Origin of the sequence: Streptomyces sp. NBC_00287, from assembly GCF_036173105.1 — a bacterium.
Lineage (GTDB): Bacteria > Actinomycetota > Actinomycetes > Streptomycetales > Streptomycetaceae > Streptomyces.
This window is the reverse complement of sequence record NZ_CP108053.1, coordinates 3559550-3582585: the sequence shown is the minus strand read 5'-3', so window position 1 is coordinate 3582585 and position 23036 is coordinate 3559550. Positions and strand designations below refer to the sequence as shown.

The 23036-nt window shown below is 71.7% G+C and carries 21 protein-coding genes; 10 read left to right on the top strand and 11 right to left on the bottom strand.

Annotated elements, in window-relative coordinates; translation table 11 throughout:
- Nucleotides 1-196 precede the first annotated feature (196 nt).
- Nucleotides 197-844 carry a LysE family translocator gene (locus OHT76_RS16235; protein ID WP_328871545.1) on the bottom strand — a complete coding sequence of 216 codons (648 nt, stop codon included), beginning with the start codon at nt 842-844 and terminating at the stop codon, nt 197-199.
- Nucleotides 845-1032: 188 nt separating this feature from the next.
- Here OHT76_RS16235 and OHT76_RS16230 point away from each other — a divergent pair, with 188 nt between their 5' ends.
- From OHT76_RS16230 to OHT76_RS16220, 3 genes are all read left to right on the top strand, one after another.
- On the top strand, nt 1033-2370 hold the full coding sequence (locus tag OHT76_RS16230; protein WP_328871544.1) for an aminotransferase-like domain-containing protein: 1338 nt from the start codon (nt 1033-1035) through the stop codon (nt 2368-2370).
- Nucleotides 2371-2941: 571 nt separating this feature from the next.
- Entirely contained in the window at nt 2942-4174 is a 1233-nt protein-coding gene (gene aroA / locus OHT76_RS16225; RefSeq protein ID WP_328871543.1) for a 3-phosphoshikimate 1-carboxyvinyltransferase, read from the top strand.
- Between the two features lie 10 nt (nt 4175-4184).
- Nucleotides 4185-4796 carry a GNAT family N-acetyltransferase gene (locus tag OHT76_RS16220; protein WP_328871542.1) on the top strand — a complete coding sequence of 204 codons (612 nt, stop codon included), beginning with the start codon at nt 4185-4187 and terminating at the stop codon, nt 4794-4796.
- On the opposite strand, the gene OHT76_RS16215 is transcribed toward OHT76_RS16220, so the two are convergent.
- The gene (locus OHT76_RS16215; protein WP_328871541.1) at nt 4741-5703 is read right to left on the bottom strand and encodes a LysR family transcriptional regulator; all 963 of its coding nucleotides are present in this window, start codon (nt 5701-5703) and stop codon (nt 4741-4743) included. The two genes, OHT76_RS16220 and OHT76_RS16215, sit on opposite strands and share 56 nt — an antisense overlap.
- Nucleotides 5704-5754: 51 nt before the next feature.
- Here OHT76_RS16215 and OHT76_RS16210 point away from each other — a divergent pair, with 51 nt between their 5' ends.
- Nucleotides 5755-6309 carry an RBBP9/YdeN family alpha/beta hydrolase gene (locus OHT76_RS16210; RefSeq protein ID WP_328871540.1) on the top strand — a complete coding sequence of 185 codons (555 nt, stop codon included), beginning with the start codon at nt 5755-5757 and terminating at the stop codon, nt 6307-6309.
- On the opposite strand, the gene OHT76_RS16205 is transcribed toward OHT76_RS16210, so the two are convergent.
- From OHT76_RS16205 to OHT76_RS16175, 7 genes are all read right to left on the bottom strand, one after another.
- Nucleotides 6302-7525 carry an MFS transporter gene (locus tag OHT76_RS16205; RefSeq protein WP_328871539.1) on the bottom strand — a complete coding sequence of 408 codons (1224 nt, stop codon included), beginning with the start codon at nt 7523-7525 and terminating at the stop codon, nt 6302-6304. The genes OHT76_RS16210 and OHT76_RS16205 overlap by 8 nt on opposite strands.
- An 80-nt stretch (nt 7526-7605) precedes the next feature.
- Nucleotides 7606-8406, bottom strand: a complete 801-nt coding sequence (locus OHT76_RS16200; RefSeq protein ID WP_328871538.1) for a sugar phosphate isomerase/epimerase family protein — start codon at nt 8404-8406, stop codon at nt 7606-7608.
- Between the two features lie 48 nt (nt 8407-8454).
- On the bottom strand, nt 8455-9387 hold the full coding sequence (locus tag OHT76_RS16195; RefSeq protein WP_328871537.1) for a bifunctional helix-turn-helix transcriptional regulator/GNAT family N-acetyltransferase: 933 nt from the start codon (nt 9385-9387) through the stop codon (nt 8455-8457).
- Nucleotides 9388-9464: 77 nt separating this feature from the next.
- The gene (locus tag OHT76_RS16190) at nt 9465-10061 is read right to left on the bottom strand and encodes a dihydrofolate reductase family protein (protein ID WP_328871536.1); all 597 of its coding nucleotides are present in this window, start codon (nt 10059-10061) and stop codon (nt 9465-9467) included.
- Nucleotides 10062-10236: 175 nt separating this feature from the next.
- Nucleotides 10237-11874 carry a transposase gene (locus OHT76_RS16185; protein WP_328871535.1) on the bottom strand — a complete coding sequence of 546 codons (1638 nt, stop codon included), beginning with the start codon at nt 11872-11874 and terminating at the stop codon, nt 10237-10239.
- Complete coding sequence (locus OHT76_RS16180) at nt 11867-12442, bottom strand: IS607 family transposase (protein ID WP_328871534.1); 576 nt, start codon at nt 12440-12442, stop codon at nt 11867-11869. The genes OHT76_RS16185 and OHT76_RS16180 overlap by 8 nt, the downstream gene beginning before the upstream one ends.
- A 17-nt stretch (nt 12443-12459) precedes the next feature.
- On the bottom strand, nt 12460-13554 hold the full coding sequence (locus tag OHT76_RS16175) for a LacI family DNA-binding transcriptional regulator (RefSeq protein WP_328871533.1): 1095 nt from the start codon (nt 13552-13554) through the stop codon (nt 12460-12462).
- A gap of 227 nt (nt 13555-13781) precedes the next feature.
- On the opposite strand from OHT76_RS16175, the gene OHT76_RS16170 reads away from it, so the two are divergent.
- The 3 genes from OHT76_RS16170 to OHT76_RS16160 are packed head-to-tail and all read left to right on the top strand — an operon-like array spanning nt 13782 to nt 16911.
- The gene (locus OHT76_RS16170) at nt 13782-14933 is read left to right on the top strand and encodes a Gfo/Idh/MocA family protein (protein WP_328871532.1); all 1152 of its coding nucleotides are present in this window, start codon (nt 13782-13784) and stop codon (nt 14931-14933) included.
- Nucleotides 14930-16081: a dihydrodipicolinate synthase family protein gene (locus tag OHT76_RS16165; protein ID WP_328871531.1), complete on the top strand. Its 1152-nt coding sequence runs from the start codon at nt 14930-14932 to the stop codon at nt 16079-16081. Before OHT76_RS16170 ends, OHT76_RS16165 begins: the two co-directional genes overlap by 4 nt.
- Before the next feature lie 29 nt (nt 16082-16110).
- Nucleotides 16111-16911, top strand: coding sequence for a sugar phosphate isomerase/epimerase family protein (locus tag OHT76_RS16160; protein ID WP_328876540.1), 801 nt, complete (start codon nt 16111-16113; stop codon nt 16909-16911).
- A 139-nt stretch (nt 16912-17050) separates the two neighbouring features.
- On the opposite strand, the gene OHT76_RS16155 is transcribed toward OHT76_RS16160, so the two are convergent.
- Entirely contained in the window at nt 17051-18031 is a 981-nt protein-coding gene (locus OHT76_RS16155) for an ArsR/SmtB family transcription factor (RefSeq protein ID WP_328871530.1), read from the bottom strand.
- Between the two features lie 76 nt (nt 18032-18107).
- On the opposite strand from OHT76_RS16155, the gene OHT76_RS16150 reads away from it, so the two are divergent.
- The 3 genes from OHT76_RS16150 (at nt 18108) to OHT76_RS16140 (ending at nt 22170) form a co-directional block, all read left to right on the top strand.
- Complete coding sequence (locus OHT76_RS16150; RefSeq protein ID WP_328871529.1) at nt 18108-19025, top strand: aldo/keto reductase; 918 nt, start codon at nt 18108-18110, stop codon at nt 19023-19025.
- A gap of 86 nt (nt 19026-19111) precedes the next feature.
- Nucleotides 19112-20101 carry a class 1 isoprenoid biosynthesis enzyme gene (locus tag OHT76_RS16145; protein WP_328871528.1) on the top strand — a complete coding sequence of 330 codons (990 nt, stop codon included), beginning with the start codon at nt 19112-19114 and terminating at the stop codon, nt 20099-20101.
- Nucleotides 20098-22170, top strand: a complete 2073-nt coding sequence (locus OHT76_RS16140) for an NACHT domain-containing protein (protein WP_328871527.1) — start codon at nt 20098-20100, stop codon at nt 22168-22170. The genes OHT76_RS16145 and OHT76_RS16140 overlap by 4 nt, the downstream gene beginning before the upstream one ends.
- Here OHT76_RS16140 and OHT76_RS16135 read toward each other — a convergent pair.
- Nucleotides 22080-22835, bottom strand: coding sequence for a hypothetical protein (locus OHT76_RS16135; RefSeq protein WP_328871526.1), 756 nt, complete (start codon nt 22833-22835; stop codon nt 22080-22082). The genes OHT76_RS16140 and OHT76_RS16135 overlap by 91 nt on opposite strands.
- Nucleotides 22836-23036: the final 201 nt, after the last annotated feature.

The following is a 23036-nucleotide window of genomic DNA, read 5'->3' as shown; positions in this document are numbered from 1 at the left end:
GGCGGAGAGGCTGTCGGCCGCGGCGCGGCGGAGAGGGTAGGTCAGCGTTCGCAGCCAGCAGCGAGGCCGACACCGCACCGTGGTGACTCTCCGACAGCTCGCGTGTTGGACGAGCGGGGGTGGGGGCGGGTTCCCGCCTGGGCCCGGATTTCCCGAAGTTGGGGCGGTGGAGCCGTACGGGGCGACTGCGGCGCCGTCAGTTCGCCTTCGCCGGGCCCGAGGTGTCCACGGCCAGGGACACCGCGAGCCCCCCGAGCACCGTGCCCATCACATAGCGCTGCGCCCTCAGCCAGCCTGGGCGGCGGGCGAGGAACACGGCGATGGTCCCGGCCGCCAGCACGATGGAGAGGTTGACCGTCACCGCGACGGCGATCTGCACCGAGCCCAGCAGCAGCCCCTGGAGCAGCACATGGCCCGCCTCCAGATCGATGAACTGGGGTATCAGGGACAGGTACATGATGGCGATCTTCGGGTTGAGCAGGTTTGTCACCAGGCCCATGGTGAAGAGGCGGCGGGGTGAGTCGTGCGACACCTCCTTCGGCGCGAACGCCGAGACCCCGCCCGGCTTCAGCGCGCTCCAGGCGAGCCAGCCGAGGTAGCAGGCGCCGGCCAGCTTCACGGCGACGTACAGCGACGGTACGGCGAGGAAGACGACCGACAGGCCGAGATTCGCGGCCGTCAGATAGACGAGGAAGCCGACGGCGACCCCGCCGAGGGAGATCACCCCGGCGCGGCGGCCCTGGGTGATGCTGCGGGAGACGAGATACAGCATGTTCGGGCCCGGGGTGAGCACCATGCCGAGGGCCACGACGAACACACCGAGGATCCCGCTGGGATCGACCATGACAACTCCCCGTTTCGCGGTCCGCACCGGCGGCGGCCATCGCAATGCACCGAGCATAGGAAGCGGTATTGCCTCGGCGCAATGGCGATATTGCCCTCGGTGCAATCCTGTGGTTGGGTGGAAGCCCACGGGCCATGGGTCACGGCCCACGGCCCACGGCCCACGCGCCCACGGGAGGGAGAGTCGTCGTGCGGGACTATCGGAGCGTCGCCGACCAGGTGGCCACGGAGATCAGATCCGGTGCGCTCAAGCCGGGCGACCGGCTTCCCCCGCAGCGCGCCTTCGCCCGCAGCTACGGCATCGCCAACTCCACCGCCACCCGTGTCTACCAGGAACTCGGCCGCCGTGGACTGACCGTCGGCGAGGTCGGCCGCGGGACCTTCGTCCGCGCCGCCGCCCCGACCGACCCGCCCGCCCTCGGTGAACCCGCGGGAAGCCGGATCGACCTGGAGTTCAACTACCCGGTCGTGCCCGAGCAGTCCGCGCTGCTCGCGGGCAGCCTGGAGGGCCTGCTGCGCACCGACGTCCTCCAGGACGCCCTGCGCCCGGTCGGCCCGACCGGACATACGGCCGTACGCGAGGCGGCCGCCGATCTGCTCACCCGGGGTGGCTGGCGCCCCGACCCCGCGCGGGTGCTGTTCGCCGGGAACGGCCGCCAGGCGCTCTCCGCCGTCTTCGCCGCCCTGGTCCCGCCCGGCGCCCGGCTCGGCGTCGAGGAGCTGACCTACCCCGTGGTCAGGGCCATCGCGGGGCGGCTCGGCATCACCCTCGTCCCACTCGCCATGGACGACGACGGACTCGTCCCGGAAGCCGTGGAGGAGGCCCACCGGGCAGGCCCCCTGCACGCCGTCTACGCCCAGCCGGTCCTGCACAACCCGCTGTCGCTCACCATGCCGGCACCCCGGATGGAACGGCTGGCCGAGGTGCTCGGGCGCCTGGACCTCCCCCTGATCGAGGACACGATCTGGGCCTTCCTGCACGACGAACTGCCGCCGCTGGCCGCCCTGTTGCCCGAGCGGACGGTCCTCGTCGACAGCCTCTCCAAGCGCATCGCCCCCGGCCTCTCCCTCGGTTTCGCGGTGGCCCCCACGCCCCTCCTCGGCGACCTCGCCGCCGCCCTGCGCTCCGGCGGCTGGACCGCCCAGCACTTCAACCTGGAGGCCGCCGCCCGCTGGCAGCGCGAGGGTGTCGTACGACGACTGGTGCGGGCCAAGCAGAAGGACGCCGCCGCACGCCAGGAGCTCGCGGCCCGGCATCTGTCCGGCTTCTCCCTGCGCACGGACCCGCGCTCCTACCACTGCTGGTGGCGCCTGCCGAAGCAATGGCGCGCCGACACGTTCGTCGCCGCCGCCGCGCGCTACGGCATCGGCGTCCCACCCGCCGCAGCATTCACGGTAGGCGACGCCCACGCCCCGAACGCCATCCGCCTCGGCCTGGCAACACCCCGCACAGAGACCCTCACGTCGGCACTGGCAACGCTCGCGGGACTGGCGCGCTCAGCGCCGGAGGACATGGCGACGGACTGAGCCGCTCGGCTAGCCGCCGGGCACGGTCGGGGTGCCTGCGGCCGGAGACACCGCAGGCGCCGGAGTCACCCTGCCGGATTGGCGCCGGAGTGCATGGCCGAGGGTTGAGGCAGGCGGCCGCTTGCCGGTCGCGGTTCGGGTGGGCTGGTTCGCCCGGCGGCTGGAGGCACGCTGCCGGATTGGCTTGCTCGGCGCCTGAGGGCGTGGCCGGGGGGTGAGGCGTTCGGCTGGTCGTCGGGCGTGGTCCGGGTGGGCTGGTTCGCCCGGCGGCCGGAGGCGTGGCAGGCGGCTGGAGGCACGCTGCCGGATTGGCTTGCTCGGGCGCCTGAGGGCGTGGCCGGGGGGTGAGGCGTGCGGCTGGTCGTCGGGCGCGGTCCGGGTGGGCTGGGTCGCGCCGCGGCTGGAGACATGGCCTGCAGTCGGCGGCCCCCGTTCGATCGGCCGGAGGCCCCCTTGGGCCCCGTCGGACCGGCTCGTTCCGTGCCCGGGCACATGGCCGCCGACTGACGATCCGTGGTCCATCTCGTGGACTTCCGGGCGGTGGGGCGGTGGGCCGGGCGATCATGGGGGTATGCCAGTTGTCGACATTCCCGGTTCCAAGTCCATCACCGCGCGCGCCCTCTTCCTGGCGGCGGCGGCCGACGGAGTCACCACCCTCGTACGGCCGCTGCGGTCGGACGACACCGAGGGCTTCGCCGAAGGGCTGCTGAGCCTCGGTTACCGCGTCGGACGGACCCCGGACAGCTGGCAGGTGGACGGCCGCCCGCAGGGACCGGCCGCCGCCGAGGCGGACGTCTACTGCCGGGACGGCGCGACGACCGCCCGCTTCCTGCCGACGCTGGCCGCCGCAGGTCACGGCACCTACCGCTTCGACGCCTCCGAGCAGATGCGCCGCCGCCCGCTGCTGCCGCTCACCCGGGCCCTGCGCGAGCTGGGCGTGGACCTGCGCCACGAGGAGAAAGAGGGCCACCACCCGCTCACCGTGACGGCGAAGGGCGTCGTCGGCGGCGAGGTGACGCTGGACGCCGGCCAGTCCTCGCAGTACCTCACCGCCCTCCTGCTGCTCGGCCCGCTCACCGAGCAGGGCTTGCGCATCCATGTCACCGACCTGGTCTCGGTGCCGTACGTCGAGATCACCCTCGCCATGATGCGGGCCTTCGGCGTGGAGGTGAGCCGGGAGGGCAATGACTTCGTGGTCCCGCCGGGCGGATACCGGGCCACCACCTACCCCATCGAGCCCGACGCTTCCACCGCCAGCTACTTCTTCGCCGCCGCGGCCGTCTCCGGCGGCGAGGTCACCGTGCCGGGTCTGGGCGAGGGCGCGCTCCAGGGCGACCTGGGCTTTGTCGAGGTGCTGCGCCGGATGGGCGCCGAGGTGGAGATCGGCGCCGACCGCACGACGGTCCGCGGCACCGGCGAACTGCGCGGCCTCACGGTCAACATGCGGGACATCTCCGACACCATGCCCACACTCGCCGCCATCGCCCCCTTCGCCTCGGGCCCGGTACGTATCGAGGACGTCGCCAACACCCGGGTGAAGGAGTGCGACCGCCTGGAGGCCTGCGCGGAGAACCTCCGGCGGCTGGGCGTGCGCGTGGAGACGGGCCCCGACTGGATCGAGATCCACCCCGGCGCGATGCCCAAAGGCACCGAGATCAAGTCCTACGGCGACCACCGCATCGTCATGTCCTTCGCGGTCACCGGCCTGCGCGTGCCCGGTATTTCGTTCGACGACCCCGGCTGCGTACGCAAGACTTTCCCCGGTTTCCACGAGGAGTTCGGGGCGCTGCGCGCAAGGCTGTGAGGGACGACGGGTGAGCTTCAAGCTGGAAGGGCCGGTTCTGGAGGGCGAGTTGGTGCGCCTGGAGCCACTGGAACGGCGGCACGCGCCCGGACTGGCCCTGGCGGCCGAGGAGAACCGCGCCTCGTACGCGTTCACCTGGGTGCCGGGAGCGAGCGAGGTCGAGGCCTACCTCGACGCGCAGCTCGCCCGCGCCGCGGCCGGAATCCTCGCCCCGTACGCTCAGATTTCCATGGCGACCGGACGCGTCGTCGGCACCACCTCCTACTGGGAGCCCCGCTCCTGGCGCTCCGACGACCGACTGGACGCCATCGAGATCGGCTTCACCTGGCTCGCCGCCTCCGCCCAGGGCACCGGCGTCAACACCGAGGCCAAGTACCTCCTCTTCCGGCACGCCTTCGAGGAGTGGCAGGTCTCCCGCGTCGACCTCAAGACGGACGCCCGCAACAGCCGTTCCCGCGCCGCGATCGAACGCACCGGCGCCCGCTTCGAGGGCGTCCTGCGCAACTGGTCCCGCTCCTGGGCCCCGGGCGAGGAGGGCCTGCTCAGGGACTCCGCGATCTACTCGATCACGTCCGAGGAGTGGCCCGAGTGCCGGACGCTGCTGGAGAAGCGGCTGCGCTGAGCAGTTCCTCTCGTACGGCGGCCAGGACCGGGTCCGCCTCCGAGCCCGCCCGTACGGCCGCGAAGACGTTGCGGGAGGGCGGCGTGCCCTCGGTGGTGAGCAGGGCGAGGTCGCGGTGGGCGTAGAGCGGTCGGACCAGGCGCGGGATCAGCGCGACGCCCCGGCCCGCCTCCACCAGCGCGGCCAGTGCGGCCCAGTCGTTCACGGCGTGCCGGATGTCGGGGGTGAAACCGGCCGCGGCGCAGACGGACCGGGCCACGGCACCGCAGCAACTGCGGGCGTCGCCGATGATCCAGGGGTCGGTAGCCAACTCCCGCAGCTCGACCCTCGGTTGACCCGCCAGCCGGTGACCGGCAGGCACCGCGAGGTCCAGGACGTCGGTGAGCAGGTCGACACGGTGATGGCGGCGGTCCGTGTGCGGGGGCGTCGCCGCGAAGTCGACGGCGACCGCGATGTCGAGCCGGCCCGCGTCCAACGCGGTGAACAGGTCCGGGGGTTCGGCCTCCACGACGTCGACGCGGAGGTGGGGGAGGCGCTCGGCGAGGGAGCTGAGCGCACCGGGCAGCAGCCCCAGGATGCCGCTGGAGAAGCAGCCGATCGTCACCTGCCCGCGTCCACCCTCCCCGTACGCCGCCAAGTCGGCGCGGGCGCGCTCCAGTTGGGCCGCGATCAGGTCGGCATGGTCGAGCAGGACCCGGGCCTGACCGGTGAGCCGTACGCCCCGGCCCTCCCGCTCGGTGAGCGGGACGCCGAGTTCCCGGGAGAGGGCGGCGAGCTGCTGGGAGACCGCCGACGGGGTCAGATGCAGGGCCTCGGCGGTGCGGGCGAGGCTGCCCCGGCGCCGTAGCTCGCGCAGGACGGCCAGGCGGCGCAGATCGACCGTGAAGGTCTCGCTAACCGGTTCCATCGCCAAAGATTAACTGGACCGAGGGATCGTTGATCGGAAACCATCGACGCCATGACCGCGTACCTCATCCTCCACGGCTGGCAGAACCACCGCCCCGAGGACCACTGGCAGCACTGGCTCGCCGACCGTCTCACCGAGCTCGGCCACCAGGTCACCTACCCCCAGCTCCCCGACGCCGACGACCCGGAACTCGACACCTGGCTGGCCGAGTTGACCCGGCACCTGCCCAGACAGCAGGTCGTCGTGGCCCACAGCCTCTCCGCCGTGCTCTGGCTGCACGCAGCCGCGCGCTCCCTGCCCGGCCTCAAGGACGTCGACCGGGTGCTGCTCGTCGCCCCGCCGTCCGGCTCCGTCCTACGGCGCCACCCCGAGGTCGCCGCATTCGCCCCGCCCGCCCTGGACTTCACCCTCCCGGGACCGACCCGCCTGGTCGCGGGCGACGACGACCCGTACTGCCCGGAGGGCGCCAGCGCCCTGTTCGCGGACCCGCTCGGCATCCCCTCCGACGTCCTCCCCGGTGCCGCCCACCTCGACCTGGACGCGGGTTACGGCGCCTGGCCCGCCGTACTGGAGTGGTGTCTGGACCCGGCCGCCGAGCTCACTTAGTCCCGTCCCGCAGCTCCGGGGTGCTCGTGGCGACGTAGGCCACCGCGAGGAGGCAGAGCAGGCCGCCGGTGATCAGGGCGGTCGCGCCGGAGGACCAGCCCGCGACCAGACCGGCGCGCAGATTGCCCAGATGCGGCCCCGCCTGGCCGACTATCTGCTCGGCCGCCGTCACCCGGCCCAGCAGGGCGTCCGGGGTACGGGTCTGGACGATCGTCGTCCGCGACAGCACCGAGACGGAGTCCGCCGCACCTGCCACCATCAGCAGCCCGAATCCCGCCCAGGCACTGCTGGTGAACCCGAACAGGGCGAGCGCCGCGCCCCAGACCGCGGCCCCGCAGAGCATGACGGCACCGGGGCGGGCCAGGCGGGTCACCCAGCCGGACAGGGCGGTGGCGGCGACCCCGCCGACGGCGACGGCGGACAGGAACAGGCCGAGGGTGCGGGGGTTGCCGCCGAAGCGTTCCTCGTTGATCAGGGGGAACAGGCTCATCGGCATCGCCAGTACGGTCGCCGCGAGGTCGGTGATCAGCGCCCCGCGCACCACCCGGTGGCCGCCCAGGAAGCGCAGTCCGTCCAGCACGCCGTGCAGCCCGGCCCGCGACGGCTCGCCCTCGGGCGGCAGCTCGGGCAGGCCGAAGGCGCCGTAGAAGGCGACGCCGAAGCTGACGGCGTCGATCAGATAGCAGACGCCGATGCCGAACGAGCCCAGGAACAGGCCGCCGAGCGCGGGGCCGACGAGCATCATCGCCTGGGCGGTGACCTGGTTGAGCGCGAGTCCCGCGGCCACCTGGTCCTTGGGCAGCAGCCGCGGCACGAACACGCCGGCCGCCGGGCCGCCGATGGCGCCGAAGCAGGACCCGGCCGCGACCAGGGCCAGGATCCCGAGCACCGGAACCCCGCCGGTGAAGCCCTGCACCGCCAACAGCAGTGAACACAGCGCCTGTCCGACGGTCGCGACGAGGAAGATCCGGCGCCGGTCCCCGCGGTCCGCCCAGGACCCGGCGAACAGTCCGACGGACACCAGGGGCAGCGCCTGCGCGAGCCCCACCGCGCCGCTCCAGACCGCGCTGTGCGTCATGTCCCACACCTGGAACATGACGGTCACGATCGTCATGTAGGTGCCCAGGATGGAGGCCGTGCGTCCGATCAGCAGCCGCCGGAAGACGGGGGAGGTGCGCAGGGGCCGTACGTCGACGAGGGTACGGGCGAGGCTCATGAGGGCATGGCGGAGCGCGGCTGCGCGGGCGGGATCATGACGGGGACGCTAACCGGGGGTGCCCGCCCCGGGCCAATGATTTACGCGGAGTCGTTGAGCAGCCGGGCGAGGTGGTCGTGTCCGGGGCCGAGCAGATCGGGAAGCGGTGCGGCGGCCTCGTACCAGCGCTTCTCGTACTCCCAGCACAGCCAGCCGTCCCAGCCGTGCCGGGAGAGCACCTCCACGCACTCGGCGAGCGGCAGCACCCCGGCGCCCAGCGGCAGCGGGGTGGTGTCGGCGGCGGAGGCGATGTCCTTGACCTGGACGTAGCCGAGATACGGGGCGAGCGCGGCGTACGACTCCGAGGGCTGCTCGCCGCCCAGCCAGGTGTGCATCACGTCCCACAGCGAGCCGACGTACCGATGCCCGACCAGGCCGAGCACCCGGATCGCGGCGGCTCCGGTGCGGTGCGAGTCGTGGGTCTCCAGCAGGATCCGTACGCCGAGGTCGGCGGCGTACTCGGCGGCGGTGCCGAGCCTGCGGGCGGCGACGGCATCGGCCTCCTGGGAGCTCTGGGAGTCCTCGGCGCCGGGGAAGACACGGACGAAACCGGCGCCCAGATCGCGGGCGAGGTCGAGGAGGGCGCGGATCTCCTCGACGACGGGTTCATCGGGGCCGGGTGCGGCCACGCGCGCGTACCCGGCGATCCCGACGACCTCGACACCGGCCGCCTTGAACTCGACGGCCGCCGCGACCCGCTCCTCCTGAGCGAGCCCCGGATGCACCGGCTCCTCGGGATGCGCACGCAGCTCCACGCCGTGATACCCGTGCGCGGCCGCGAGCCGCACCACATCGGCGAGGGGAAGACCGGGGACACCGAGAGTGGAGAACGCCAGCTTCATGCTCGCGACTCTACGCGTGAGTCGGGGGGACGGTCGCGGCCGCGGCCGTCATTCCGGGGTGCCGGTCAGGTCCAGGCGCCAGTCCTGGCCCGTCAGGTCCTTGCCGAAGGAGCGGTGCGGTTTTTCCGCCGTCAGTACGAAGCCGTGGCGTTGGTAGAGGCGGCGGGCGGCGGTGAGGACGTCGTTGGTCCACAGGACCAGGTCGCGGTAGCCGACCCCGCGCGCGTAGTCCACGACGGCCTGGATGAGCCGGTCGCCGATGCCGAGGCCTCGGGCGTCCGGTTCGACGAGGAGGAGCCGGAGTCGGGCGGTGGCGGGCGCCTCGTCCCGTACGCACATCACGCACCCGACCGGACGCCCGTCCAGCTCGGCGATCCACACCCGCTCCAGATGCGGATCGTGGTCCTCGGCGAAGTCCGCGACGATCCGCGCGACCAGCCCCTCGTAGTCGGTGTTCCAGCCGAACTCGGCCGCGTACAGCGCGGCGTTGCGCTGCACGATCCAGCCGAGGTCGCCGGGGCCGGGTTCGCGCAGCAAGACGTCTGCATGGTCCTTACGGTCCTTGCGGGAGAGGATCTCGCGGACCGTACGCATCGCCTCCGCGAGCCTGGGCCGGTCGGCGGCCGGTACCCCCGACAGCAGCGAGCCCACGGCCTCGTTGGACCGCTCGGCCAGCAGCGCGGCGGTCTCCCTCCCGTGTGCCGTGAGCGTGATCCGACGCCGCCGCGGATCCTGCGCGGAGGGCGCCCGCTCGACCAGACCGTCCTGCTCGAACTTGGTCAGGATCCGGCTCAGATACCCCGAGTCCAGGGAGAGCTCGGCGCGCAGGTCGGCGGCGTCCGTCCGCGGGGAGTGCGCGAGTTCGTAGAGCACGCGGGACTCGGTGAGGGTGTACGGGGCGTACAGATGGCGGCTGTAGTCGAGGGCGCCGATGACGTTCGTGTAGAAGCGGTTGAAGGCGCGGATGTCCTGGACGGTCATGATCGACCCGCTCCCTGATGGTTGACTCAGTCAGAGAAACCGTACGGATCGAGCGTAGGACGCCCGCGCCTGCCCGGCTACCCCTCCGTCGCCGGCCGGAAGACGCACACCTGGGCGCCGGTCTTCGCCGTGGTCGTGGAGACCAGTTCCAGCGGGCGCTTCCCGCCGTCCGTGGGGAAGATCGACTTGCCGCCGCCGAGCAGCACCGGCATCACGATGAGCTGGAGTTCGTCGACGAGGCCCTCGGCGATCAGGGTGCGCACCAGCGTCGGGCTGCCCATCATCGCCAGGTCGCCGCCCTCGGCCGCGCGCAGCTCGCGGATCTTGGCCACCGCTCCGTCCGCGGGGATGAGCTCGCTGTTGTTCCAGGTCAGATCGGCGTCGGAGAGGGTGCCGGAGACGACGTACTTCTTGATGGAGTTCATCCTGTCGGCGAAGGGATCCCCGGCCCGCCCCGGCCACGCCGCGGCCATGGTCTGGAAGGTGCGGCGCCCGAAGAGCAGCGCGTCGGCGTTCCGCATCCCCGCGTCGAAGGCGCCGCCGAGGACCTCCGGGTCGAAGTACGGGTGCGACCAGCCGCCGTGCGCGAAACCGCCGTCGGTGTCCTCCTCGGGACCCCCGGGCGCCTGGACGACGCCGTCGAGGCTGATGAACTCGGTGATGACGATGCGCATCGTGGTCACTCCTGTGTCTGCGATGTGGTGTCGGCAATGAGACCGGGGCGAACCCCGGAACTCATCGCTACGACGGGAATCACTTACGAGTCCGACAGGAACCGCTCCCGGTAGTGGGCGTCCAACTAGGCCGTGCAGCGGCCGGGGTTGGCCGTCGCCCGGCCCCTTACCGTTCCTAGTCAGTGAGCAGGAGTGAGTCTTGGACCCAAACCTGGTCACTGCGGACACCCCGAACGGTTTTGGGTGTCCTGGTCGCCCGCGTTCGCTCCGCGTCCGGTGGCACGCATCGTGTGCGTGGTCCGGGAATGCGGGGGCGGGTTTCCTCCCGCCCCCGGTCACCGTGTCCGGCCTGGGCGGTCCGATGCCCACGACGATCGCTCTGGTCGTCGTGGGGCGGTGCCGTCCGTCGCCGAATACGGTGCCCGAGGGCGCGTCGTCCGATCGCGACGCTCGCCGCGTCGTGTCGGCTGGTCTTGCGGTTCTTCGAGGCCAGGGGCTTCTGCCAGTGCTCAGCGCCCCAGCGGGAGGTGTACGCCGGGTCCACGGCGACGAGGGTGATTGAGAGTTCGGCTGCCATGGACACGAGCCGGGCTCGCAGTTTGGCCACGGGCATGCCGGAGATGAGCTTGCGGAACCTTTTGCGCCGTCCGTGCTTCTCCCGGGTCTTCTCCGAGCCGAAGTCGAGGTCTTCTACCGCGATCGACACGCCGTAGCGCTTGGCCCAGTGCAGCAGGCGGGTGAGGGCGTGCCGGACCTGAGCGTCCCGGTGCCGGGCGTTGCCGGACAGGTCGTAGAAGAAGCGGCGGGGCTCGCCGCACGGGTTGCCGCGGGCGTCGAGCCGCCACGCGGCGAGGTGATCAGCGTTGGTGTCGACGCCGATCAGGCCGCCGGTGCGGGCCTGAGTGAGGGGCACGGTCTGAACTGGCGGGATCGTCCACGACGCGGTCAGGTACCAGCGTCCGCGCTCCACGTCCAGGTGGATGCGGTAGGCAACGGCACGGTTCGCGGCCACGCGGTCGGCCCACTGATCGCCCCGGTGGTGGAACTGCACGGTGCCGATGAGGACGTATCGGCCGTGCCTCGCGTTGGCCAGGTGTGCGAGCGGCGCCGGCAGCTTGATGCTGACCTGACCGTCCGGGGTGACGCGGATCGTTTCGTTGCCGAAGCGTTTGCCGGACTCGCCGTCAGCGGCGAGGAACCAGCGCTCGGCTTCCCAATGCCGACGCCACGCGTCCTCGGTGAGCTGCGCGGCGTCGAGGTTATGCCGGTTGCGGGCCAGCTTCTTCCCGCCGCGTGCGACGTGGACACGTCCCGTTTCGCGGTCGGCCCGCTCACGCTCCAGCCGGTCTTCCAGCAGATGCAGGCGCCGTGTCTTGACGAACCACTCCTGTTTCGTGCGGTATCCGCCCGGCGCCCGCTTCGTGCCTTTCTGCCCGACCGGCAGCGACAGGCGGTGCGCGACCGTGCGGATACCGGCCTCCAGGCCCTGGATGTGCGCCAACTGGGACCTGCGGGACAGCGCCCACTGATCGTGCGTGGCCTTCGTGATGCTCCCCGCCCAACGCGAGGAAGACTCCTCAGTCAGCTCCCGCTTACGGGCCGCCCACGTCTTGGTGGAGTGCTCCAGCCCATCAGCACACCTGCGCTTGAGGTCCTTCGACGCCAGCGAGCCGAGATGCACGCCCACGGCCCGCAGTACCTTGTCATCGTCGGCCGTCAGGCCCTTGAGCCGGGTGCGGATCGCTACGCCGGACGGGCCGAGGGCGACGAACGGTGGATCAATCGGCCGCAAAGGCCTGCGCTGGTCAGCCATGCTCGGCGGCCTGAAGCGCCTTGTGGGCACGGCTCTTCGCCGAGCGGCGACCGTACAGGCGGGCACAGAACGACGTCAGAACCTCCACCATGTCCCGTACCAAGTCGTCCTCGACCTCACCGTCGTCCAGCACCACCAGGCGGCGGCCGGTCGCAGACAGGGCCGCTTCGAGCAACTCGACGTTCATCCGCCCGAGCCGGTCTTTATGCTCCACCACCACCGTGGTCACCGCAGGATCGGCGAGCAGCCGCTTCGCCTTCGACCGGCAACCGTTCATCCCGGAGCCGGTCTCAGACTCCACGCGCACCACACGGCCGCCCGTGGTGGCTGCCCAACGGGCCAGCCGCGCCACCTGGCGTTCCAGGTCTTCCTCCTGGTCGTGGGAGGACACGCGGGCATACAGGCCCAGACCGCCCACGACTTCCGCGGCCGCGCTGGCGTCGATGTTCACGAGGATCGTGCGCGGCCCGACCCGCTGAGCCGGTACCGGCAACATCCCCTCACGGAACCAGCGATACGCGGTCTGCGGATGCACGTCCTGCGTCCTCGCCCACTCCGTCAAATTCACGCTCTGACAACACTCACTCATTCATGGTTACGCTCACTTACCCGACTTCGACGGCCAGCAGTTGAAGACCCCCGCGGCGCCCCCGAAGACCCCCGCACCATCAGCTCGCCCCTGATCGTCGCGATCCCCCCGGGCGGCTCCTCCTCGCGGCCCATCGCGATGCGTCCGGCCCGCGCTCCCGCCTCCGACAGGGGCAGCCGCACCGTCGTAAGAGAAGGCACCGCGTCGATCGAGAACGGCAGGTCGTCGAAGCCGGCGACCGAGACGTCCTCCGGGATCCGCAGCCCCGACTCCCGCAGGGCCGCGCAGGCGCCGAGCGCGACGGAGTCGTTCGCGGCGACCACTGCCGTGAGGGTCGGATCCCGGCGCAGGAGTTCCAGCGTGGCCTCGTACCCGGAGCGCCGGTCGTAGCGGCCGTGGACCGTCCAGCGCGGGTCCTCCTCGATGCCGTGCGCCTTCAGCGCCGCCCGGTGTCCTTCCAGACGGTGCCGGGTCGTCGTGCGCTCCTCAGGACCGGCGATGTAGCCGAGGCGGCGGTGGCCCAGGCCGATCAGGTGCTCGGTCAGTTCCCGGCCGCCCCCGCGGTTCTCGAAGGTCAGCGCGATGGCCCCGGTGTCCGGCGCCGGCGGGCGCCCGCACAGCACCACCCGGGTCCCGGCCTCCGCGAGCTTCCTGAGCTTCGCCGACACCGCCGCCACATGCGGCGCGTTCTCCACGGCCCCACCGGTCAGCACGACCGCGGCCGCCCGCTGGCGCTGCAGCAGAGTCAGATACGTCAGTTCGCGCTCGGGGGATCCCCCGGTGTTGCAGACGACCGCCAGCCGCTCACCGCCCGCGCGTCCCCCCGGGCCCCCGATCTCCGCCTGGATCGCGCTCGCCATGATCCCGAAGAAGGGGTCGGCGATGTCGTTGACGAGGATGCCGACCAGGTCGGACGTGGCGGCGGCCAGCGCGCTCGCCGGACCGTTCAGCACGTAGTCCAGCTCGTCCACCGCACGCAGCACCCGCTCACGGGTGGACGCGGCCACGGGGTAGTTCCCGTTCAGTACGCGCGACACCGTCGCGGGCGAGACCTGTGCGCGGGCCGCCACGTCCGCCAGGGTCACCGTCATCTCGTCGTCCTCCGGTCGCGCATGTTGTCGTACGCCGTTGTACATAGGCTGCTCAAAGGAATCCCCCTTGCCGTGCAGACCATAAGGCCAGGCACCCCGTTTGTTCGCCCCCTCGAACAACTCATCCCCATCACGGTCTTGTACAGACCACTGCTCAGAGGCTAGCTTCAGTCGGTATAGAAAGCGCTTGCTGCGTCGCTGGGGCGTATGCGGACGAAGGGATTGACGTGACACGCAAAACGGTGCGGATCGCCATGAACGGCGTGACCGGGCGCATGGGCTACCGCCAGCACCTCGTCCGCTCCATCCTTGCCCTGCGCGAACAGGGCGGCCTCGACCTCGGCGACGGCACCGTGCTGTGGCCGGAGCCGATCCTGGTCGGCCGCCGGGAGCACGCGCTCAAGGCGCTCGCCGAGCGGCACGGCCTGGAGCACATCTCCACGGACGTCGACGAGGTCCTCGCCGACCCGACCGTGGACATCTACTTCGACGCCCAGGTCACCTCCGCACGCGAGGAGGCGATCAAGAAGGCGATCGCCGCGGGCAAGCACATCTACACCGAGAAGCCGACCGCCACCGGTCTCGACGGCGCCCTGGACCTCGCACGCCTGGCCGCCGACGCCGGCATCAAGCACGGCGTGGTCCAGGACAAGCTCTTCCTCCCCGGCCTGCTCAAGCTCAAGCGACTCATCGACGGCGGCTTCTTCGGCCGCATCCTGTCGATCCGCGGCGAGTTCGGCTACTGGGTCTTCGAGGGCGACTGGCAGGCCGCCCAACGCCCGTCCTGGAACTACCGCGCGGAGGACGGCGGCGGCATCGTCGTCGACATGTTCCCGCACTGGGAGTACGTCCTGCACGAGCTGTTCGGCCGGGTGAAGTCCGTCCAGGCCCTCACCGCCACCCACATCCCGCAGCGCTGGGACGAGAACGGCAAGCCCTACGACGCCACCGCCGACGACGCCGCCTACGGCGTCTTCGAGCTGGAGGGCGGTGCGATCGCTCAGATCAACTCCTCCTGGGCCGTGCGCGTCAACCGCGACGAGCTGGTCGAGTTCCAGGTCGACGGCACCGAGGGCTCGGCGGTCGCGGGTCTTCGGAACTGCCGCGCGCAGCACCGCTCCGCCACCCCCAAGCCCGTCTGGAACCCCGACATCCCGGCCACCGAGGTCTTCCGCGACCAGTGGCAGGAGGTCCCGGACAACGCCGAGTTCGACAACGGCTTCAAGGCCCAGTGGGAGCTCTTCCTCAAGCACGTCTACGCCGACGCCCCCTACCACTGGGACCTCCTGGCCGGCGCCCGCGGCGTCCAGCTCGCCGAACTGGGCCTGAAGTCCTCGGCCGAGGGCCGCCGTCTCGACGTACCGGAGATTTCGCTGTGACGATCCAACTCCCGGACTTCAAAGGCGGGTTGAGGGCGTACGAGCCCCGCCCCGAACCCCTCGCCGTCACTCCGGGCACCCCCTTCACCTCTCGTACGGTCTTCTCGGCGGCCCATGTCGTCGCCGATCCGTTCGCCGACACCAGCCCCGACTCGCCCGCCGCCGTCGACTGGGACGCCACCCTCGCCTTCCGGCGGCATCTGTGGTCCCACGGGCTCGGTGTCGCCGAGGCGATGGACACCGCGCAGCGGGGGATGGGGCTCGACTGGGCGGGCGCCGCGGAACTGATCCTGCGGTCGGCGGCCGAGGCTCAGAGTGTGGGCGGCCGTATCGCCTGCGGAGTCGGCACCGACCAGATCGCCGCGGGGACTCTCGAAGAGGTCCGTGCGGCCTACGAGGAGCAGCTCGCGGTGGTGGAGGAGGCGGGCGCGCAGGCGATCCTCATGGCGTCGCGGGCGCTGGCAGCCGCCGCCCGTGGTCCCGAGGACTATCTGGAGATCTACGGCCACCTGCTGCGCCAGTCCGCCGAACCCGTCGTCCTGCACTGGCTCGGCCCGATGTTCGACCCCGCGCTGGAGGGCTACTGGGGCTCCTCCGACCTCGACGCGGCCACGGACACCTTCCTGGAGGTCATCGCCGCGCACCCCGACAAGGTGGACGGCATCAAGGTGTCGCTGCTCGATGCGCAACGGGAGATCGACCTCAGGCGCCGGCTCCCCGACGGCGTGCGCTGCTACACCGGCGACGACTTCAACTATCCCGAGCTGATCGCCGGTGACGAGAAGGGCTTCAGCCACGCCCTGCTCGGCATCTTCGATCCGCTGGGCCCGCTGGCCGCGGAGGCGGTACGGGTCCTGGACACGGGGGACGCCAAGGGCTTCCGGGAACTGCTCGACCCCACCGTCGAGTTGTCCCGCCATCTTTTCCAGGCGCCGACCCGCTTCTACAAGACCGGAGTCGTCTTCCTGGCCTGGCTGGCGGGCCACCAGTCGCACTTCACCATGGTCGGCGGCCTCCAGTCGGCCCGCTCGCTCCCGCACTTCGCCCGCGCCTACGAACTCGCCGACGGTCTGGGCCTCTTCCCGGCACCGGAACTGGCCGAGGAACGGATGAAGAACCTGCTGTCGATGTACGGGGTGACCCAGTGACCGACCTCGCGCGTTTCTCCATCAACCAGATGACGGTCAAGCAGCTGTCGATGCCGGAACTGGTCGACGCCTGCGGACAGTTGGGCGTCGGCAACGTCGGCCTGTGGCGGGAGCCCGTCCAGGAGTACGGCCTGGAGGCCACCGCCAAGCTGGTCCGGGACGCGGGCCTGACCGTCACCACCCTGTGCCGGGGCGGGTTCTTCACGGCCATCGATCCGGACGAGCGTGCCAAGGCGCTGGACGACAACCGCCGGGCGATCGACGAGGCGGCCACGCTCGGCACGGACACGCTGGTGCTGGTCTCGGGCGGTCTTCCGGCCGGTTCCAAGGATCTGCACGGGGCGCGGGAGCGGATCGCCGACGCGCTGGCGGTGCTGGGCCCGTATGCGGAGGAGCACGGGGTGAAGCTGGCCATCGAGCCGCTGCACCCGATGTTCGCCTCGGACCGCTGTGTGGTCTCCACGCTCGCCCAGGCCCTCGACCTCGCCGAGCGCTTCCCCGCCCAGCAGGTCGGCGTCACGGTGGACACGTACCACATCTGGTGGGACGACAACGCGCCCGCGCAGATCGCCCGGGCGGGCGCGGGCGGACGTATCCACACCTTCCAACTCGCTGACTGGACCACGCCGTTGCCCGAGGGCGTGCTCACCGGCCGCGGTCAGATCGGGGACGGCTCGATCGACATGCGGGAGTGGCAGGGGTACGTCGAGGCCGCCGGATACACCGGTGCCATCGAGGTCGAACTGTTCAACGACGGACTGTGGGCCCGGGACGGCCGGGAGGTGCTCGCGGAGACGGCGGCGCGGTTCGTGGAGCACACGAGCGGCTGACAGCCGGGGGCGCCGACGGCATGCGGGCCGTCGGCGTTCCCCATTTCCTCGATGATCAATATCACTCGCGTGATAGCCGGACAGATGGGTCTGAACCGGTCATTGGCCGGCACGGGCGATTCGGTCGCTCCTTCTGGGCTCAGCCCGTAGCGAGCAGTGAGTCGGCCGTTGCGGTGCGCGCGTACAGCACCCAACGGCCGGCCCGGTGCGCGCTGACCAGCCCGGCGTCCCGCAGCGCGGTCAGCGACTGGGACACGGCTGCCGGGGACAGTCCGGTCCGCCGGGCCAGGTCGGTCGTGGAGGCCGGGATGTCCAGCTCGGTCAGCAGCCGGGTGCGGGAGCGCCCGAGTACGGCGGCCAGGGCGTCGGCGGCGGGGGTGGACCGGGGCTGCCACAGCGTTCCGGTGCCGCGGGCGGGATAGGCGAGCTGGGGCGGGTCCGGGAGTGCCACCCGGGGGAGCAGAGCAGGACCGGTGAAGGCCGACGGGACGAGCACGAGCCCGGCGCCCGCCGTGGCCCGGGACAGACCGCGCCTGCGCTCACGCAGTCGGAGCGTGTCGCCCTCCCAACTGGCCGCCGTGTGCAGGTCGTTCAGCAGATGCGCGGTGCCGTGCTCGGCGAGCTGCCGGGCGCGGTACAGGACATCGGCGTCGAGCACGGCCCGTATGCGCGCCCAGTAGGGGGCGAGCGCCAGCTGCCAGTAGGTCTCGATCTCCTCGGTGAACTTGGGGAGTTGGGCGTGCGGCTCGTCGTACAGAGCCCGTAGTCGGGGGCCGAGCGAGGCGCCCTGCTCGCGCTCCAGGCGGCTCAGGTCCCGGCGTATCCGCTCGACGGGAGCGGACCGTACGGCGGTCAGCTCCTCGGTGAGGGTCGGGGCCGGGCCCGTCGGTGCCGGGTTGAGGAAGTCGGGGACATAGCCGTCGGGCGGTACCAGCTCGGTGAGCCGGTCCAGGCCCGCGGCCGCCACCCGCGGACGTACCTGCTCGACCCAGGGACGGTGCACCGGATGCGGGCGGCCGGAGTTGAGCAGCCGAAAGCTCGTCCCGACCTCCCAGAGCGGCGATACGGCGAACCGCAGTCGTGCCAAGTCCCCCGCCGAGAACTCGAGTTCCGCCTCCATGACCCCGACCCCCACCGAATTCGGCCACGGCTGAAATATTTGGCGTGAGCTTAGCGCCGGAGCGATCCTTTCCGGCATGACTCGGCAAGAGAACGACAAGTCGGCGGCGACGGCGGCCGGTACCTGGAAACTCGGCGACCTGGAGGTCAACCGGATCGGCTTCGGCGCGATGCGGCTGCCGCAGTACGGGGAGGCCTTCGCGCCGGGCGCCGCACCGAGGGACCGCGAACAGGCGATCGGCGTGCTGCGCCGCGCGAGGGACCTCGGTGTGAACCACATCGACACGGCGGCCTTCTACTTCTCCTCCCTGCGCTCGGCCAACGAACTGATCAACCGAGCCCTGGCCCCGTACCCCGACGACCTCGTCATCGCCACCAAGGTCGGCCCCGGCCGCGATCCGTCCGGCGAGTGGGCGACGCACGCCAGAACCCCTCAGGCGCTGCGCGGCCAGGTCGAGGAGAACCTTCGCCAACTCGGCCGCGACCACCTCGACCTGGTCAACCTCCGGATCGTCGGCACCGACTCGGTCGCCGAGCGCTTCGGCGCCCTGTCCGACCTGCGCGACGCGGGTCTCATCCGCCATCTGGGCCTGTCCAACATCACCCCCGCACACCTGGAGGAGGCGCAGCGGATCGCGCCCGTGGTCTGCGTCCAGAACCAGTACGGCATCGGTGTCCGCGCCGACCAGGACGACTTCGTGCGGGCCTGCGGTGAACAGGGCGTGGCCTTCGTGCCGTTCTACGCGATCGCCGGAGCGGGCCGGGAAGCGGGCGCGCAGACCGCCGAGGACCCGGCGATCCGCTCCGTCGCCGACGCCCACGGAGCGACCCCGGCCCAGATCCGCCTGGCCTGGACCCTGCACCGGGGTCCGCATGTGCTGGCCATCCCCGGCACGGGGGATCCGGACCATCTGACGGAGAACGTGGCGGCGGGTGGACTGCGGCTGAGCGAGGGGGAGTTGGCGATGCTGGAGGAGTGCCATCGGCGTACCTGAACCAGCCCCTCCCGGTTGTCGGCGAACCGCTTTACCGCCCGCTCGCCGTTATGGGACCCTCGGATCCCTTGGGGGCGGGAGCGGGGATGCAGCAGAGGGTCGCTGAGGTCGGGGCTCTGGTGCGGAGTCTGAGGATGGCCGTCGGGCTGCCGGGCGCGGCGCGGGCCGCGTATCGGTCGCTTCCCGTGCTCGCGCGGACGTATGAGCAGGTCGTCGCGCCCCTCGTCGCCGAGAGCCTGTCCGATCCGCTCGAACGCGCCCGGGTCGACGGCTCGTTGCGGGTGATGAGCGTGAAGTTCGGGCTCGCCATGACGAGTTACGCCCGGCTGAGCGGGCACCGGCTGCAACCGGACGTGGCCGTCCTCGCGGGCGCCGTCACCCGGCTCTACGACGACCTCATCGACGGCGCGGGCGTCGCCGACCCGGCCGCCGACGACCGCCTCGGTGAGCTCCTGGGCAACCGCGCCTTCGTCCCCGGCACCCCCGCGGAACTGCTGCTCGGGCGGCTGGTGTACGGCATCGAGCGGAACCTCGCCCACCCGCCCGACGAGTCCGTGTTCATGGCGCTGGTCTCGCTGCACGAGTACCAGGTGCTGTCCCGAAGGCAGCGCGAAGCGGGCGTCCCCCTCGACGTCCTGGAGAAGATCACCCGGGGGAAGGGTGCCGCCGCCCATCTCATCCTGTGCGGTCTGGTCAAACCCCGGCTGGAACCCGACGAGCGGGAACTGGTCATGGACCTCGGCGAGATCCTCCAGTCGCTCGACGACTACATGGACGTCGAGTTCGACCGGGGCAACGGCGTGACCACCCTCGTGTCGTGCGGCGCGCTCACCCTGCCCGGCATCACCCGGCGCTTACGGGCCACACGGCCCCGCCTCGCGGCCGTCCACGGCAGCCGGGCCGCCCGGCCGTACTGCGGGATGCTCTACTTCCTGCTGCTCCAGGCATGGGTGAGCCGCAGGCTCCCGGTGCTGGGGCGGCTGGCCCGGCGGCCCGCCCACCGTTCGGCCGTCCTGGCGTTCCTGTCCCGCGGGGAGGACGCCCTGCCGGCGGCCGGGGCGGAGACCGCGTCATGAGCCACGACTGGTGGACCAGAGCCCTCTACTCGGTGGCGGGCGTAGTCGTCCTGGCCACCGCCGTCGTGGCCGTACTCGAACTGCGCAGCGGCGACGGCGAACCCACCGAGCTGTGGTTCGCCTTCGCCACCGTCCTCCTGACCGTCACGGGCCTCGCCCTGAACACGCTGCACAGCCGCCGCCGGACCGTCACGCTCGAGGAGGCCGCCGCCGCGCTGGCGAAGACGGTGACCACGAACTGGGAGGGGGAGCGAACCTCCCGCGGACTGTACGAGGAAAGCCGGATAGCCGTGCGCTGGCGCCGCGAGCCCGGCTCGGAGCGGGCCTCCCAGCTGTCCGCCGAACTCCCCGACGAGGGCGTCCTCGACGAGCTGACCGGCGCCTTCGCCCGGCACGCCCGCGCCGGGCATCTGTGCCGGCTGGTGGTGACGGGGGAGCCGGGCTCCGGCAAGACCGCCCTGTGCGTACTGCTGACGCTGGAGACCGTACGGGCGGATGTCGTCCCCGTGCTCTTCCCGCTCTCGGCCTGGGATCCCAAGAGTTCGCTGACCGACTGGATGACGGCGGAGCTCGCCGCCAGCCGCCCGGCCGGGGACGCCGCGAGATCCCGGCGGCTCGCCCCGGAATTGCTGCGCCGCCATGTGCTGCCCGTCCTCGACGGCCTCGACGAGGCCTCCGACCCGGCCGCCGCCCTCGAGGCCATCCAGAAGGAACTGGCCGGCCACTCCTTCGTCCTGACCTGCCGAGTCCCGGAGTACGCCGGTGTGGCGCGCCGACGGGAGCTGCGCGACGCCCTCGTCGTACGCCTGCAGCCGCTGCGCGCCGACGAGGCCGGCTGGGTGCTGGAGCGGGCCGGCGGGGCGGCCATGGGGCCGCTGCTCGGCACGCTCGACGCATACCCGGACGGTCCGGCGGCACGGGCCTTGACGACCCCCTTCATGCTGTCCCTGGCCGTGGAGCTCGGCGGGGTGCTCCCCGAGGAGCTGCTGACCGCCGACGACGCCGAGGCCGAGCAGTGGATCAAGCGGTATCTGCTGGGCGGCTTCGTCACCAAGGCCTACCAGAGCACCCTCGACAAACCCGAGGTGCCCTTCCCGCTCGACAAGGCCTGGCGCTATCTGTCCTACCTGGCCCGGCAGACCGAACCCGGCACCCACTGCTTCGCCTGGTGGCATCTGCACCGCTCGGTGCCGCGCGGCCTGTTCCTCACCGTGGCCCTGGCCAACGCCGCGCTCGCCTGCTCGGCCGCCGCCGTCCTCCTCTTCGCCCTCTTCGAACGCCCCTGGCTGGGCCTGTGGATCGGCCTCGGCGCCGCCGTGATCGGCGCGCTCGTCGTGGAGTTGGTCCCTCAGGACGACCCTCGCCGCGCCAAACCCCGGCTGCGTTCGGTACGGCCGCCGACCCGCCATGCCCTGCAACGCGTCCTGGGGTTCGGCGTGATCGGCGGCGCGGCCTGCGCGGTGATCGTCGCGTTTCTGTACGAGCGTCCCGTGCATATCGTCGTCGGCGGGCTGCTCAGCGGGCTCACCTTCGCCGCCGCCCGCTACTTCAGCGAGCCGAGCGATCCCCTGGACGCGGTGACGCCGGTCAGCCTGCTGCGCTCCGACCGTACGACGATCCGGTACGCCTGGCTCACCGGCGCCGTCCCGGGCGCGCTGACCGGCGCCTACCTCGGCGCCGCGCTCAAGGAGGGCCGCAGAACCCCGCAGCTGGACGACGTCACCCTGATCGACGAACTGCCCACCGCCGTCGAGGCGTTGCTGGGAGCGGCCTCCGGCGCCCTGCTCAGCTCCGTCGGGCTCGGGATGATGGCGCTCGGGTCCAGTGCCTGGGGCCGGTTCATACCGTCACGCGCCTGGCTGGCGCTGCGCGGACACACCCCGCGCCGGCTCATCAAGTTCACCGAGGACGCCCGGACACGCGGGGTGCTGCGGCAGTCCAACGGCTTCTACGAGTTCCGGCACGAACTGCTGCACCGTCACCTCGCCGAGACCGAAGGACCCGCCGCGCCCTCCCGGTCCCCGGCACCGGCCGCCGACACCAGGACCGGTCCGGCCAGGACCCAGTAAGCCCGCCGCGCCGGGCGCCGCCCGGCCTCCGGCATCGGCAGATACCGCGCCTGCGGAAACCGGACCCGGGCCTGCGCCCCGTCCGGCCGCACGGTCAACAACTCCAACTCGTCCAACTCCCGGCGCACCTCGGCGACGGCCAGCAACTGCTCCCGCCCGCTGGTCGCACAGACGAACTCCAGCACGGCCCGCGAATGCGTGCCGGACGCCCGCTCCCGGGCCCGCCGGTCCAGCAGCCGCCCCACCTGGTCGCCGCTGGTCAGGTCGTACACCCGGGCCAGACCCGGCGTCTCGTCGTAGCGGACGGAGCAGCGCAGTACGGGAAACTCATGGCCGCGCAGGTCGGCGGTCCGTTCGGCCAGCCAGCGCGGCTCGTGCCGGTGCTGAAGCCGCTCGAAGACCACCAGCAACACCGCTCTGGCCAGCACCAGCAGCCCCAGAGCGACCGCACACACCAGTGCCGCCGTACGCACATCCGGCACCAGCAGCCCGATCAGCGTCACCGTGGGCGGCAGCACCGCCCACCCCACCGTGACCCGCTGCGCCCGGGCGAACTCCGGTCGCCGCAGACCGGTCGCCCGGCGTCGCAGCAGGTCGGGAAAGCCGCGCAACGGCACGAGTGCGACGGGCACTTCGGGCCGCAGCAGTCCGGGTTCATAGCTCATCGCCGCCCCGCCTGCCCTCCGTCGACGCCTTGAGTCGATACGTACCCGGTGACGCTACCGGCACGCCGCCCGACCTTCGCCCGACCCCGCCGAAAAAAAAACTTCCACGAGCCCGTGCAACCCTTCCCGGGGGTCGCGGGTCGTACTTGATGTCGGAACTTCTTGGAGGGGGATCTGGGGGGATCGCGGGGGGTTCTGACA